Source organism: Micromonospora sp. NPDC023633 (assembly GCF_040640035.1).
Lineage (GTDB): Bacteria > Actinomycetota > Actinomycetes > Mycobacteriales > Micromonosporaceae > Micromonospora.
The window spans coordinates 1-13288 of record NZ_JBFABB010000156.1; the positions used below are offsets into that span (position 1 = coordinate 1).

The following is a 13288-nucleotide window of genomic DNA, read 5'->3' on the forward strand; positions in this document are numbered from 1 at the left end:
CCGGGAGGCCGCCGGCCGGGAGGCCGCCGGCCGGGAGGCCGCCGGCCGGGAGGCCGCCGGCCGGGAGGCCGCCGGCCGGGAGGCCGCCGGACCGCAGCGGGTTCTGCTGTCGACGGTCTGCCCGCCTTGCGGTCTGACTCCTCACGGTCCGCCGCTCGCCGTTTGGCTGCCTTGCGGCGGTCTGGCTGCTCGCCGTGTGGCTGCTCACGGTCCGGCCGCTCGCCGCCTGGCAGTCGGCATGACTCTGGGTAATCACCGGGGGGTGTCAGCCGCCGCCACCGGTCACTCGTCTCAGTCCCTTTGCTCTGCAGCCATCCACGCACCGGCTACGGACGGTGGCTGGTGCGTCGGCGGCTGCAGAGCAAAGGGCCCGGAAGGGGAATCCGATGGCCCGGCGCCCGCGAGGCAAAACCGCTGGTCAGCGGGTCTGTCTCCGAAAACGAGGCCGACGCCTGCCGGAAGCCGGGTAGAGATGACTACCGTGAGTGACGCCGACATCCTCCCGCCAGCATCGTCACGGAAAGTATCGGCGGCGGGCGTTTGCTCAGCGCCCGGCCCGAGTCCCGGCAGTCCCCGGCACGCCCGCACGCGCGGCACGGCCGCCCGCCCACACGTCCGCCCCGCGCACCGGGCACGGCCGGCCGCCCGCACGCCCCGGCCGCCCCCCGCGCGCCCGGCACGGCGGCCGGCGCGGCTACTCGTTGAGTTCCGGGCCCAGCAGCCGGATCTCCTCGATGTCGAGGACGGCCTGCAACTCCCGCAGGACGATGTCGTCGATCTCGTTCGTGTCCCGCAGCCTGGTGATCTCGCGGCGCTTGTGTTCGAGCACGGCGAGCCGCAGCCGCCGGTCGACTTCCCGCGCCCGCTCCGCCGACCGGCCCTCGTCGGTCGAGCGGACGTCGTCGAGGTGCTGCTCGTAGTCCGCCCGGATCCGTTCCACCGCCTCCGGCGCGGCGCCGATCCGTTCGGCCACCTCGGGCAGCACCGCCAGCGCGGCCTCGGTGGCACGCATCCGGGCCAGCCGCAGCTCGCCGACCCGCCGGGTGTCGCCGACCAGGCCCGCCCACCCGACGACGGCGGGCAGCGTGGTGCCCTGGATCAGCATCGTCAGCAGGATGACCACGGCGGTGGCGAAGATGATCAGATCACGATCGTGCACACGGGTGCCGGTGGGAGTGGTCACCGGCACCGCGAGGGCCGCCGCGAGGGAGACGGCGCCCCGGAACCCCGCCCACCCGGCCGCCGTCCGCACCCGCCAGTTGACCCGCTCGTCCTGCTGCGCCGCCCGGCGGTCGACGACCAGGAAGGCGAACGCCGCCAGGTGGATCCAGAGCATCCGGGTCAGCACGACCACGCCGGTCACCACCACCGCGATGACCAGCGCCCGCATCACCGACAGGCTGGTCACCCCACGCAGGGCGCGCGGGATCTGCATCCCGAGGAGCACGAAGAGCCCGCCGTTGACCAGGAACGTGGCGAGGTCCCAGAAGCCGTACGCCAGCACCCGGGAGCGGGCCCGGATGACCCGGGGGGCGGCGTACGACAGCATGAGGCCCGCGACCACCACCGCCAGGACGCCGCTGGCGTGCACCAACTCGGCGAGGAGGAAGGCGACGAACGGCGTGAGGACGCTCAGCGCGCCCTCGCGCAGCGGGTCGTCGAGCCGTCGCCGGACCAGGATCACCGCCCCGCCGACCAGCAGGCCGGCGGCGACGCCGCCGACCGACGCGAGGACGAACCGCTCGCTCAGCCCGATCAACCCCGGCTCGGTGCCGCCCACGATCAGGCCCACCCCGACGGAGAAGAGCACCAGCGCGGTGCCGTCGTTGATCAGGCTCTCCGCGTGCAGGGTGGTGAGGATCCGGCGCGGCATCCGCTTCGCCAGGCCGGCGACCGCCGCGGCGTCGGTCGGCGCGAGCACCGCGCCGAGCACCCAGGCGGCGGCCGGGTCGACGCCGAACCGCTGCACGACGAGTGACACCGCGACCATCGTCGCCACCACCAGCCCCACCGCGAGCAGCGCGATCGCGAGAAGGTTGGTGCGGATCTCGCGCAGGCTGGTGGTGATGCTCTCCTTGTAGAGGATCGCCGGCAGGAACAGCAGCAGCACCACGTCGGGCTCCAGCACCACGTGGGACAGCGGCGGCAGGAGCGCGAGCAGCGCGCCCATCGTGATGAGCAGGACCGGGGGCGCCACGCTGTACCGCCCGCCGAGGGTGGTGCCGACCAGCACCGTGACGCCCAGCACCACGATCAGTTCGAGACCGCCCACGCCGCACCCCCGTCACCGGCCGGCGCCACGGTGACGGGCACGCGCCGGTCGCCTGCCGCCCCACCATCGTGGTACGGCGGTCGGACGCGGCACCCTCGAACCCGGAAACAGTGCACCTCTGCCCGCCGGCATCGACGGCGGCGGCGTCGAACAGGGATGCCTCGCGGTGCGTCAGGAGCCGGTGCCGTGCCAGGAGCGCCAGAGGGCGGCGTAGGAGCCGTCGGCCGCGACCAGCTCGTCGTGCGAACCGATCTCGGAGATACGTCCGTCCTCCACCACCGCCACTCGGTCGGCGTCGTGCGCCGAGAAGAGGCGGTGCGCGATGGCCACGACCGTACGGCCCTGGAGGACGGCCGCGAGGGACCGTTCCAGGTGCCGGGCGGCGCGAGGGTCGATCAGCGAGGTGGCCTCGTCCAGCACCAGCGTGTGCGGGTCGGCCAGCACCAGTCGGGCCAGCGCGAGCTGCTGCGCCTGCGCGGGCGACAGCGGGTGTCCGCCGGCGCCGACCACCGTGTCCAGCCCGTCCGGCAGCCCGTCGGCCCAGTCCAGCGCGTCGACGGCGGCCAGCGCAGCCCGGACGGCCGACTCGTCGGCACCCGGTCGCACCATCGCGACGTTCTCCCGCAGCGTGCCGATGAAGACGTGGTGCTCCTGGGTGACCAGGGCGACGTGCGTCCGCAGCTCCGCCAGGGGCAGCTCGTCGAGCCGCCGACCGCCCACGGTGACCGAGCCGGTGCGGGGCGCGTGCACCCCGGCGAGCAGCCGGCCGAGGGTGGACTTGCCGGCGCCCGAGGGGCCCACCATGGCCAGCTTCTCCCCCGGCTCCGGCACCAGGGTCACCCCGTGCAGCACGTCCCGGCCCTCCCGGTAGGCGTACCGGACGTCCCGGGCGGCGAGCCGACGGTCCCCTGCGGCCGGAGGATCGGCCGGGCCCGGGGCGCCCGCGGCGGGCGGGGTCGGGGCTCCGGCCGGCGGGCCGGCGTCGGCCACCCCGAGCAGGCGAGCCATCGAGGCGCCGCCGACCTGCAGCTCGTCCAGCCAGGAGAGCAGCCGGTCGACCGGATCGATCAGCTGCTGCACGTAGAGCGTGGCGGCGGTGACCTCGCCGAGGCTCACCCAGCCCTTCAGGTAGAACCAGCCGCCGATGATCAGCGTCGCCACCACCGGCAGCACGTAGCCGATCTCGGCGATCGGGAAGAACACCGTGCGCAGCCGCAGGGTGTAGCGCTCGGCCGCGTACGACCGGCGGATGTCGGCGTCGGTGCGGGCCCGGCGGCGCGCCTGCTGCCGCAGCGCCTCCGTGGTCCGCGAGCCCTCGACGGTCTCGCTGATGCCGTCGGTGATGTCGGAGTAGGCGGCGTTCTCCCGCAGGTAGCCGTCCGGGGCGCGGCGCAGGTACCAGCGGGTGCCGGCCCACAGCAGCGGCACCGCGAGCAGGCAGGGCAGCGCGAAGAGCGGGTCGACCAGGAGCAGCGCGCCGACGATGAAGCAGCCGGTCACGACCGCGATCAGCGTCTCTGGCACCGCGAACCGGACCGTCCGCGACAGCGCGGAGACGTCCCGGGACGTCCTGGTGAGCAGGTCGCCCGTGCCGGCCCGTTCCACGGTGGCCAGCGGCAACGCCAGGATCCGGTCGACGAACTCCTCGCGCAGCTCGGCCAGCACCCGCTCGCCGAGCCGGGCCGAGGCCAGGTGGGCGAACCGGACCAGCACCGACTGCACCAGCACGAACCCGGCGATCAGCAGGGCGATCCGGTCGACGGTGACGCCGGACGTGCCGCGGGAGATCCCCTCGACCAGGTCGCCGAGCAGCCACGGCGCGACCAGGCCGGCCGCGGCGGCCAACGCGTGCAGGCCGAGCGCGACCCCGAGCGCCCTCGGATGCCGGCGGACCAGCGTGCGGGCGTAGCGGCGCACCTGGCGCCCGTCGGCGACCGGCAGGGCGGTGGCCATCAGTCCTCCCCCCGGCTGACCGTCGCCCGGTAGCGCGGCTCGCCGTCGAGCAGTGCGGTGTGCGATCCCTCGGCCACCACCTTGCCGTCCTCCACGAAGATCACGTGGTCGGCGCGGTGCAGCACGAGCGGGCTGGTGGTGCAGACCAGGGTGGTGCGGCCCCGCCGGGCCGCGCCGAGGCGGTCCGCGATCCGGGCCTCGGTGTGCGCGTCCACGGCGCTGGTCGGCTCGACCAGCAGCAGGGTCTCCGGGTCGGCGACCAGCGCCCGGGCCAGCCGCAGCCGCTGCTGCTGGCCGCCGGAGAACTCCCGACCACGCTCGGCGACCGCGCTGTCCAGCCCTTCCGGCAGGGCCTCGACGATGTCGGTCGCGCTCGCCGCCGTCAGCGCCGCCGTGATCGTCGCGTCGTCGGCCCGGTCCTGCGGGTCCAGCTCCGCGCGCAGCGGGCCGGTGAAGAGGTGCGCGTCGTTGTCGGCCACCAGGATCCGCTCCCGCACCGTCGCCAGCGCCGCCTCCCGCAGCGGTACGCCGTGCAGCGTCGCGTCCGAGTCGACGTACCGGCCGAGGCGGTCCACGATCGCCGCCGCGTCCTCGGGCGCGGTCGCGGCGAGCGCGGTGAACCGGCCCCGTCGCACCGTCACGCCGGAGGCCACGTCGACCAACTCGCCGAGGCCGTCCGGCAGGGTGGCCGGGCGGGCCGGGTCGAGCAGTTCCGGGGTGAGCCGCAGCAGCCGCACCACCCGCCGGGCGGCGACGTGCCCCCGGGTCAGCTTGTCCACCGCCTCGGTGAGCTGCCGCAGCGGGCTGACCAGGAACGCGGTGTAGCCGTAGAACGCCACGAGCTGACCGGCGCTGATCTCGCCGCGCAGCGCGAACCGGGCGCCGAGCCAGGTGACCAGCACCAGGAAGGCCCCCGGGAGCAGCACCTGGGCCGCCTCCAGCAGCGACTCGATCCGGGCCACCCGCAGGCCGTCGGCGCGTAGGGCCTGCGACCGCGTCCGGTAGCGGGCGGAGAGCACCGGCTCGCCGCCGACGCCGCGCAGCACCCGCAGCCCGGAGACGATGTCACCGGCCCGGGCGGTCAGCGCCCCCTCCGAGTCCCGGTACGCCTGCTGTTGCCGGTGCAGGGGCCGGATGAGCAGCCCGACGACCGCCATCAGCAGCGGCACGCCGAGCACCACGACCAGCCCGAGCGGCACCGAGGCGCCGAGCAGGATCACCCCGACGGTCACGATCGCCACGACCGCGCCGGCGCCCCGGGCGGTGATGTCGATGGCCGAACCGATCTGGCTGATGTCGGCCGTGCCGATGCTCACCACCTCGCCGGCGGAGACCCGGCGGGGCAGCGCGGCGCCGAGCCGGTTGGCCGCGCCCACGGTCAGCTGCACCGTCCGGTACGCCCCGCCGAGGAAGTTGTGCAGCGCGCACCGGTGCCGCAGGATCCCCGCGACGGCCTGGAGCACGCCCAGCCCGAGCAGCGCCAGCCCCCAGGTGAGCAGCGCGTCCTCGTCCCTGCGGGTGAGCCCGTCGACGGCCCGGCCGACGGCCGCCGGCACCAGCGCCTGGGCGACCATCCAGACGACGCCCAGCAGGATGCCGGCGGTGAGCAGCGCCTTGTTCCGCCCGGCCAGCCACACGAGGTAGCGGGTCGCCGAGCGGGTGTCGGGTACGCCGGGGTCCCCGGCCGGTGGAAAGCGCATGGCCCACCGACGCTAGGTGGCGGGCCGACCGTCCCGCCAACCAATTACCGCCGTGGCGTGCCGCAGCTCACGTCCCCGCCCGCCGGAGGGCCCCTGGCACGGCAGCCGCCGCCCGCCCCGGCCTCAGCGGTCGACCTGGGTGAAGTCCCAGGAGTGCGGCGGGCGGGCCAGCAGCATCGCCGGCGGCTCCGGCAGCGGGCGCGGGTTGCTGCGCCACTTGGAGATGACCACCACCCGGTGGTCGGTGGAGGAGAAGACCTCGCTGGACAGGTGCATCGGGTCGTGCTCGAACTCCGGCAGCGCGGTGTCGCAGACCCAGGTGATCAGGTCGGCGGCGCCGTACGGCTCCGCCCGCCCCTCCCACATCCGCACGATCACGTCAGCCATCCTCGGGGTTCACACGCTGACCGTGGTCAGCGGCATGGCGGAATCGGCGGGCAGGTCCAGGCGGCTCGGCGCGACTCCCGAGGCGACCAGGTGCGAGCCGAGGGCGGCGACCATCGCGCCGTTGTCCGTGCAGAGCCCGGGGCGGGGCACCCGGACCCGGATGCCGTGCGCGGCGGCCCGGTCCTCGGCCATCGCCCGCAGCCGGGAGTTGGCCGCCACGCCCCCGCCGATCACCAGCGTCCCGACGCCGTTGGTCCGGCAGGCGTCCAGCGCCTTGCGTACCAGCACGTCGCAGACCGCCTCCTGGAAGGACGCGGCCACGTCGGCGACCGGCACCGGCTCGCCGGCCCGCTGCCGCGCCTCGACCCACCGGGCCACCGCCGTCTTCAATCCGGAGAAGGAGAAGTCGTAGCGGTGCGCGGCGAGGTCCTTGGCGGCGGTCAGGCCGCGCGGGAACCCGATGGCGCCCGGGTCGCCGGTCCGGGCCTCCCGGTCGATGTACGGGCCGCCGGGGAACGGCAGCCCGAGCAGCCGGGCCACCTTGTCGAACGCCTCGCCGGCCGCGTCGTCGATGGTGGCGCCGAGCGGGGTGACGCCCCGGGCCAGGTCGTCGACGAGCAGCAGGGAGGAGTGCCCGCCGGAGACCAGCAGGGCGATCGCCGGCTCGGGCAGCGGGCCGTGCTCCAGGGTGTCCACGGCGACGTGCGCGGCCAGGTGGTTGACCCCGTACACCGGCTTCTCGGCGGCGATCGCGTAGCCCTTCGCGGCGGCCACCCCGACCAGCAGCGCGCCGGCCAGCCCCGGACCGGAGGTGACCGCGATCGCGTCGATGTCGGCGAGCGTCACCCCCGCCTCCTTCAGGGCCCGCTCCATGGTGGGCACGATGGCCTCCAGGTGGGCCCGGCTGGCCACCTCGGGCACCACGCCGCCGAAGCGGGCGTGCTGCTCGACGCTGGAGGCGAGCGCGTCGGCCAGCAGGGTGTGCCCGCGCACGATGCCGACCCCGGTCTCGTCGCAGGAGGTCTCGATGCCGAGGATCAGGGGTTCGTCAGTCATCGCTCACATCCCGCGTTGCGCTGCATGACCAGCGCGTCGGTGTTGCTCGGTTGGTAGTAGCCGCGCCGCACGCCGATCGGCTCGAAGCCGTACGCCGCGTAGAGCTTCTGGGCGGGGGCGTTGTCCGCCGCGACCTCCAGCAGGGTGCTGCGGGCGCCGAGCCGGGCGGCCTCGGCCAGCAGCGCCTCCAGCAGGAGCCGGCCGACGCCGCCCCGCTGGGCGTCCCGCCGCACCGCGACGTTCTGCACCCACGCCTCGTCGGGCGGGGCCACGGCGAGCCCGGCGTAGCCGAGCACGGCGCCGTCGTCGTCGGTGGCGACCAGGTAGAAGTGCCCGTTGGCCAGCTCGTTCCAGAACATCGCCGCCGACCACTGCTCGGCGCCGAACAGGTCCGCCTCGATCGGCAGCACCTCGTCGACGTGCCACCACCGGAACCGCCCCAGGCGGACGCTCACGGCGTCACCTCGGTTCGCGACTGCGGGGCTCGCAAGACCGGCTCACTCCTCGCGCTCACGGCAGGACCGGCTTGCGGGCGGCCGCCGCCACGGCGTCCGGGCGGCGCAGGTAGAGCGGGGTGAGCGCCTCCGAGGGGGCGCCGGCCCGGATGCGCTCGGCGGCCAGGGTCGCCAGCACGCCCGCGTCCGGGTAGCGGGGCTCGTCCCGCACGGGCAGGGCGAGCGCGTCCGCGTACCGGTGCGCGCCGTCGCCGACCGCAGCCGTGACCGCCAGGTCGCGGGCGCGCTCGGCGGCGACCGCCGGCACGGACACCTCCGGCCCGACGATCCGCTGGCCCGCGCCGTCGTAGACCGCCCAGTAGATCTCCCGGCGGCGCGCGTCGCTCGCCGCCAGCACCGGCTCGCCCGCGGCCGCCGGGTGGCCGATGGCGTCCAGCGAGCAGACACCGTACGTCGGGACGCCCAGCACCTGGCCGATGGTGGCGGCGGTGACCAGCCCCACCCGCAGCCCGGTGAACGGGCCGGGGCCGAGCCCGGCGACGATCGCGCCCAGGTCGGCCGGGCGCGCACCGGCCTCGGCGAGCACGGCGTCGACCTGCGGCGCGAGCAGTTCGCCGTGGGCGCGGGCGTCGACCGTGCAGCGGTGCGCGCGGGTCACCACGCCGTCCGCCGCGACCTCCACCAGCGCCGCGGTCACCGCGGGGGTCGAGCTGTCCACCACCAGTACGAGCACGGTAAGCCAGCCTAGTCGCCCCCGTCGTCACCCCCGGTCACGCCCCGGGCCGGCGGCCGACGGGGCTACGGCCGACGGAGGGCTACGGCCGACGGGGTCTGCGGCCGACGGGTCCGCCGCCAGCAGGGCGGCGGCCGGCCGGCGGAGGTCAACTCGGGGTGCGGAACTTCCGGAGGAAGGCCGGCAGCAGCCAGGGGCGCCGCCCGCTGATGCGCACCTTGCCGGTGAGCACCGCCCGGGCCCGGCTGACCCGGCCGAACATCATCAGGTTGAGCGTGCCGGGATCGTGGTCGATCCGGGCGTCGGGCCGGGCGTCGGGGTCGGCGAACGTCATCCGCCCCCGGTGCAGCAGGAGCCGGACCGGGTCCGCGTACGCCGAGCGGAACTCGACCACGACCGGCCGTTCGCTCGGCGGCGCGCCGCCGTCGATCAGCCGCCCGTAGCCGTGCCGGACCACCCCGGCCAGGAACAGCTCCATGAACAGCGCCGCGTCCCGGCCGGGGAGCGACCACGGCCGCCCGGTGGCGCGGGCGACGTCGTGGCCGTGGATGAGCAGCTCGTTGACCAGGTGCGCGCAGAGGCCGGCGAGGGGCACCCGGGCCCCGCCGAGCCAGGGCACCGTCTCGTCGGGGCGCCGGCCCTCGCAGGCGAGGAGGAGTTGCCCGACGTCGGCCCGCAGCCGGTCGGCCAGGGCCTGCGGCTCGCGCTCGGTGAGGTGCCGGAGCAGCACGTCGTTGAAGTCCGCCACCGTGTCGACGGTGATGTCGGGGAGCTGCCGGTGCAGGCCCGGCACCGGCAGGGGTGGATGCTCCGGGTCCACCAGGCACACGTAGTACCACGCGAGGGAGCCCACGTGGGCCAGCGTGTCGGCCACCGACCAGTGGGCGGTGGCCATCGTCTCGGGCGGGGTGGCGCGGACCAGGTCGAGGAAGCGGTCCGTCTGGTCCGCCAACGCCGTCCGCGCCACCCGCCACCGCTGTTCGCTGACCGTCGCCGCCATCGTCGCCTCCCGGCTCGCCGACCGCCCGAGGCACAGGCTACGACGGACGGTCACCGATCGATGACCGCGAAAGTGCGGAGCTGTCAGCCCGCGGAGCGCTCCCAGTCGACCGTGGGCAGGCCGGCGTCGGCGAGCGCCTTGTTGGCCGCGCTGAACGGGCGGCTGCCCAGGAAGCCGCGCGGGTTCATCGGGCTGGGGTGCCCGGCCTCCAGCACCACGTGCTGCGGGTTGGTGACCAGGGCGGCCTTCTTGCGCGCGTAGCCGCCCCAGAGCAGGAAGACCACCCGGGAGTCCATCGCGTCGAGCGCGCGGATGGTGGCGTCGGTGAACTCCTCCCAGCCGCGGTTGGCGTGCGAGCCGGGCGTGGCCTCGCGGACGGTGAGGACGGAGTTGAGCAGCAGCACGCCCTGCGCCGCCCAGCCGCTGAGGTTGCCGCCGCGCGGCTTCGGCACGCCGAGGTCCTCGCCCAGCTCCTTGAAGACGTTGCGCAGCGACGGCGGCACGCTCACGCCCTCCCGCACGCTGAAGCTGAGCCCGTGCGCCTGCCCCGCCTTGTGGTAGGGGTCCTGCCCGAGGATCAGCACCCGGCAGTCGGCCGGCGCGCAGAGCCGGTAGGCCGAGAAGAGGTCCTCCACCGGCGGGAAGACGGTGCGGGTCGCGTACTCCCCCGCGACGAACGCGGCCAGCTCGGCGGTGCGGGCCGGGTCGAGGTGCGGGGTGAGCACGGCACGCCAGTCCTCCGGCAGCAGCGCCAGCAGGTCCAGGGTGGGGGCGTCGTCGGGCATCGGCAACCTTTCGCCTGTCGGGTCCGTCCCGCGCACTCTAGGCAGCCGGTACGACAGCGCTCACCCGAGGGCCGCCAGGCGCCGCTCCCAGTCGCCGCCGACCGGCTCCAGCTCGACCACCCGGGTGTCGTCGTCGCGCCGGTCGACGCGTACCCGCAGGTGGGCGTCGACCAGCTGCTCGACCAGGCCCTCGCCCCACTCCACCACGGTCACCGACTCGTCCACCGAGGCGTCCAGGTCGAGGTCGTCGATCTCGGCGCGCGGGTCGGCGGCGTCCCCCAGCCGGTACGCGTCGGCGTGCACCAGCGCCACCGTGCCGCCCCGGGCGGGGTCGGGCCGGTGCACCCGGGCGATCACGAAGGTGGGCGAGGTGACGGCCCCGAGCACCCCGAGCCCGGCTCCGATGCCCCGGGTCAGCGCGGTCTTACCTGCGCCGAGCGGCCCGGTCAGCAGCAGCAGGTCGCCGGCGCGCAGCAGCCCGGCCAGCCGTCGCCCGAACTCGTGGGTGTCGTCGACCGTCGGCAGCTTCACGACGTGGCTCACAACGCCTCCAGGAAGCGGACCAGCGCCTCGTTGACCTCGTCGGCGTGCTCCAGCATCACCACGTGCCCGCTGTCGGTGATCTTGACGAACTCGGCGTGCGGCAGCCGCCGGACGATCTCCTCGGAGTGCGTCACGGGGGTGATCATGTCCTTGTCGCCGACGACCACCAGCACGGGGGTGTCCGCCAGCGCGGCGAGCGCCGGGAACCGGGAGTGCGTGGCCAGCGTCCGCAGGTAGCGCGTCACCGTGTCGGCGGAGGTGCGGGAGTTCATCGTCTCGACGTACGACACCAGGGCCGGGCTGGGATGGCGGGTGCCGAAGCCGTACTTGCGGGTGAGCAGCCAGGCCACGTTGGTGGTGGACCGGCGCGCCCGGTCGATCACCGGGCCGCCGTAGCGGGTGACGTTGCCGACCATGTGCAGCACCGGCGCGCCGACCCGGCCGAGCAGGGCGGGCGCGACCAGCTTGGTCTCGGCGACCAGGCCGCCCGAGGTCGCCATCAGCACCGTGCCCACGACCCGGTCGCCGAACAGCTCCGGGAACAACTCGGCGAAGGCCATGATGGTCATCCCGCCCATCGAGTGGCCGACCAGCACCAGCGGCCCCTCCGGGGCGGTCCGGTCGATCACCTCGCGCAGCGTCCGGCCGAGCGCGGTGAGGTCGTACTCGCCGGTCTCCAGCCGCCCCGACCGGCCGTGTCCGGGCTGGTCGTACGCGACGACCCGGTGCTCGCCCCGCTCGGCGAGCAGCTTGCGCTGGAAGTGGAAGGTGCCCATGTCGAGGCAGAAGCCGTGCACCAGCACCACGGTCGGGTTGCCGGGCCTGGGCCGGGTCGGCTCCACCACCTCGACGTGGATGTCGGTCCCGTCGGGCATCTCCAGCCGGAAGGACTCGTCGTGCCGCTGGTCGCCGAAGACCTCCCCGGCGTACCGGTCGGTGGGGTCGGCCTTGAGCTTGCGGACCAGGGCGCGTTCGGTGGCGACGCCGGCCGCGAGCCCGACGGCGGCGACCCCGACGGCGGCCAACGCGCCGACGGCCGCCCTGGCGTGCCCGGTACGCGGCAGCGGGATGCGGGGACGCGTCGTCACGGTCGCTCGCCGACGTGGACGCGGGGCACCCGGGTGCTGCCGAACCGGGTGACGATCTCGTAGTTGATGGTGCCGACCGCCTCGGCCCAGTCGTCGGCGGTGGGCTCGCCGTCGGCGCCGCTGCCGAAGAGGGTGACCACGTCGCCGGCAGCCACCGGGTCGTCGCCGCAGTCGAGCACGAACTGGTCCATGCAGACCCGCCCCGAGATCGTCCGGCGCTTGCCGCCGAGCTGCACCGGGCCGCTGTTCGAGGCGTGCCGGGGCACCCCGTCGGCGTAGCCGAGCGGCACCACCGCGAGGTTCGCGTCCCGCTCGGTGGTGTAGGTGTGCCCGTACGAGACGCCGGAGCCGGCGGGGACGCGCTTGGTGAGCATCACCCGGGCCCGGGCGGTCATCGCCGGGCGCAGCCCGTAGCTCTCGCCGGACACCGGGGAGAGGCCGTAGACGGCCAGCCCGGGGCGGACCAGGTCGAAGTGGGTGTCCGGCCGGGTCAGGGTGGCCGCCGAGTTGGCCAGGTGCCGGTAGCGCGGCCGCAGGCCGGCCTGCTCGGCCATGCCCAGCCCCTCGTGGAAGACGGCGAGCTGGCGGTCGATGGTCGGGTGGCCGGGCGAGTCCGCGTACACGAAGTGGCTCCACACCCCGACCACCTCGACCAGGCCGTCGGCCTGCGCCTTGGCGGCGGCGTCGAGCAGGGCCGGCCAGTCGGCGACGGTCGCGCCGCCCCGGGCCAGCCCGGTGTCGATCTTGAGGTGCAGCCGGGCCGGTCGGCCGGCGGCGCGGCCCGCCGCGACCATCTCGTCGAGCTGGGGCAGGCTGGCCACGCCGAGGTCGACCCCGGCGGCGACGCCCTCGTGCAGCGGCAGCCCGGGCGCGAGGAGCCAGGCCAGCACCGGCACGGTGATCCCGGCCCGGCGCAGCGTGAGCGCCTCGTCCAGCGTGCAGACCCCCAGCCAGTCCGCCCCGGCGTCGAGGGCGGCGCGGGCGGCCGGGACCATGCCGTGGCCGTAGCCGTCGCCCTTCACCACCGCCATCAGCTCGGCGGCGGTGCCGGATCTCAGCCGGCTCACGTTGTCGCGGATCGCGTCCAGGTCCACGCGCACCTCGGCCTGCCACATGCCCCCAGCCTACTTTCCGCGCCGATCTCGCCGGCCGAGGCCGGCCCAGCCGGTGCGCCCCGGCGCGGGAGGTACGGCCGGGTCAGCCGAGGCGGGCGAGGACCGGGCGGAGGGCGTCGGCCACGTCGGGCGCCGTCACCGGCCCGCCCCGGGCCGCCTCCCGGCCGGCCAGCCCGTGCAGGTACGCGGCGGCGGCCGCCG

General features: G+C 75.4%; 12 protein-coding genes. All 12 read right to left on the reverse strand.

Features of this window, described 5'->3' with window-relative positions; all coding sequences use genetic code 11:
* Window positions 1–694 precede the first annotated feature (694 nt).
* Entirely contained in the window at window positions 695–2272 is a 1578-nt protein-coding gene (locus tag AB0G13_RS30695; protein WP_357881884.1) for a Na+/H+ antiporter, read from the reverse strand.
* Between the two features lie 171 nt (window positions 2273–2443).
* A complete protein-coding gene (locus tag AB0G13_RS30700; protein ID WP_357881887.1) occupies window positions 2444–4225 on the reverse strand; it encodes an ABC transporter ATP-binding protein in 1782 nt (593 codons plus the stop codon).
* Window positions 4225–5925: an ABC transporter ATP-binding protein gene (locus AB0G13_RS30705; protein ID WP_357881890.1), complete on the reverse strand. Its 1701-nt coding sequence runs from the start codon at window positions 5923–5925 to the stop codon at window positions 4225–4227. Before AB0G13_RS30705 ends, AB0G13_RS30700 begins: the two co-directional genes overlap by 1 nt.
* Before the next feature lie 123 nt (window positions 5926–6048).
* Complete coding sequence (locus tag AB0G13_RS30710; protein WP_357881892.1) at window positions 6049–6303, reverse strand: hypothetical protein; 255 nt, start codon at window positions 6301–6303, stop codon at window positions 6049–6051.
* A gap of 18 nt (window positions 6304–6321) precedes the next feature.
* Window positions 6322–7368 (reverse strand): tRNA (adenosine(37)-N6)-threonylcarbamoyltransferase complex transferase subunit TsaD, encoded by a 1047-nt coding sequence (gene tsaD / locus AB0G13_RS30715; protein WP_357881895.1) that lies wholly within the window; start codon window positions 7366–7368, stop codon window positions 6322–6324.
* The gene (rimI, locus tag AB0G13_RS30720) at window positions 7365–7823 is read right to left on the reverse strand and encodes a ribosomal protein S18-alanine N-acetyltransferase (protein WP_357881898.1); all 459 of its coding nucleotides are present in this window, start codon (window positions 7821–7823) and stop codon (window positions 7365–7367) included. Before rimI ends, tsaD begins: the two co-directional genes overlap by 4 nt.
* Window positions 7824–7878: 55 nt before the next feature.
* On the reverse strand, window positions 7879–8556 hold the full coding sequence (gene tsaB / locus AB0G13_RS30725; RefSeq protein WP_357881901.1) for a tRNA (adenosine(37)-N6)-threonylcarbamoyltransferase complex dimerization subunit type 1 TsaB: 678 nt from the start codon (window positions 8554–8556) through the stop codon (window positions 7879–7881).
* 148 nt (window positions 8557–8704) lie between these two features.
* A complete protein-coding gene (locus AB0G13_RS30730) occupies window positions 8705–9556 on the reverse strand; it encodes a maleylpyruvate isomerase family mycothiol-dependent enzyme (protein WP_357881904.1) in 852 nt (283 codons plus the stop codon).
* A gap of 83 nt (window positions 9557–9639) precedes the next feature.
* Entirely contained in the window at window positions 9640–10341 is a 702-nt protein-coding gene (gene ung / locus AB0G13_RS30735; RefSeq protein WP_357881907.1) for a uracil-DNA glycosylase, read from the reverse strand.
* A gap of 60 nt (window positions 10342–10401) precedes the next feature.
* The gene (tsaE, locus tag AB0G13_RS30740; protein WP_357881911.1) at window positions 10402–10884 is read right to left on the reverse strand and encodes a tRNA (adenosine(37)-N6)-threonylcarbamoyltransferase complex ATPase subunit type 1 TsaE; all 483 of its coding nucleotides are present in this window, start codon (window positions 10882–10884) and stop codon (window positions 10402–10404) included.
* Complete coding sequence (locus tag AB0G13_RS30745) at window positions 10881–11972, reverse strand: alpha/beta hydrolase (protein WP_357881914.1); 1092 nt, start codon at window positions 11970–11972, stop codon at window positions 10881–10883. The genes tsaE and AB0G13_RS30745 overlap by 4 nt, the downstream gene beginning before the upstream one ends.
* On the reverse strand, window positions 11969–13087 hold the full coding sequence (alr, locus tag AB0G13_RS30750; RefSeq protein ID WP_357881917.1) for an alanine racemase: 1119 nt from the start codon (window positions 13085–13087) through the stop codon (window positions 11969–11971). The genes AB0G13_RS30745 and alr overlap by 4 nt, the downstream gene beginning before the upstream one ends.
* Window positions 13088–13288 lie beyond the last annotated feature (201 nt).

Coding starts and splice junctions, on each gene's coding strand:
- tsaD (WP_357881895.1), bottom strand. CDS start 7,368: ATGACTGACGAACCCCTGATCCTCGGCATCGAGACCTCCTGCGACGAG.
- alr (WP_357881917.1), bottom strand. CDS start 13,087: ATGTGGCAGGCCGAGGTGCGCGTGGACCTGGACGCGATCCGCGACAAC.
- AB0G13_RS30730 (WP_357881904.1), bottom strand. CDS start 9,556: ATGGCGGCGACGGTCAGCGAACAGCGGTGGCGGGTGGCGCGGACGGCG.
- AB0G13_RS30700 (WP_357881887.1), bottom strand. CDS start 4,225: ATGGCCACCGCCCTGCCGGTCGCCGACGGGCGCCAGGTGCGCCGCTAC.
- ung (WP_357881907.1), bottom strand. CDS start 10,341: ATGCCCGACGACGCCCCCACCCTGGACCTGCTGGCGCTGCTGCCGGAG.
- AB0G13_RS30705 (WP_357881890.1), bottom strand. CDS start 5,925: ATGCGCTTTCCACCGGCCGGGGACCCCGGCGTACCCGACACCCGCTCG.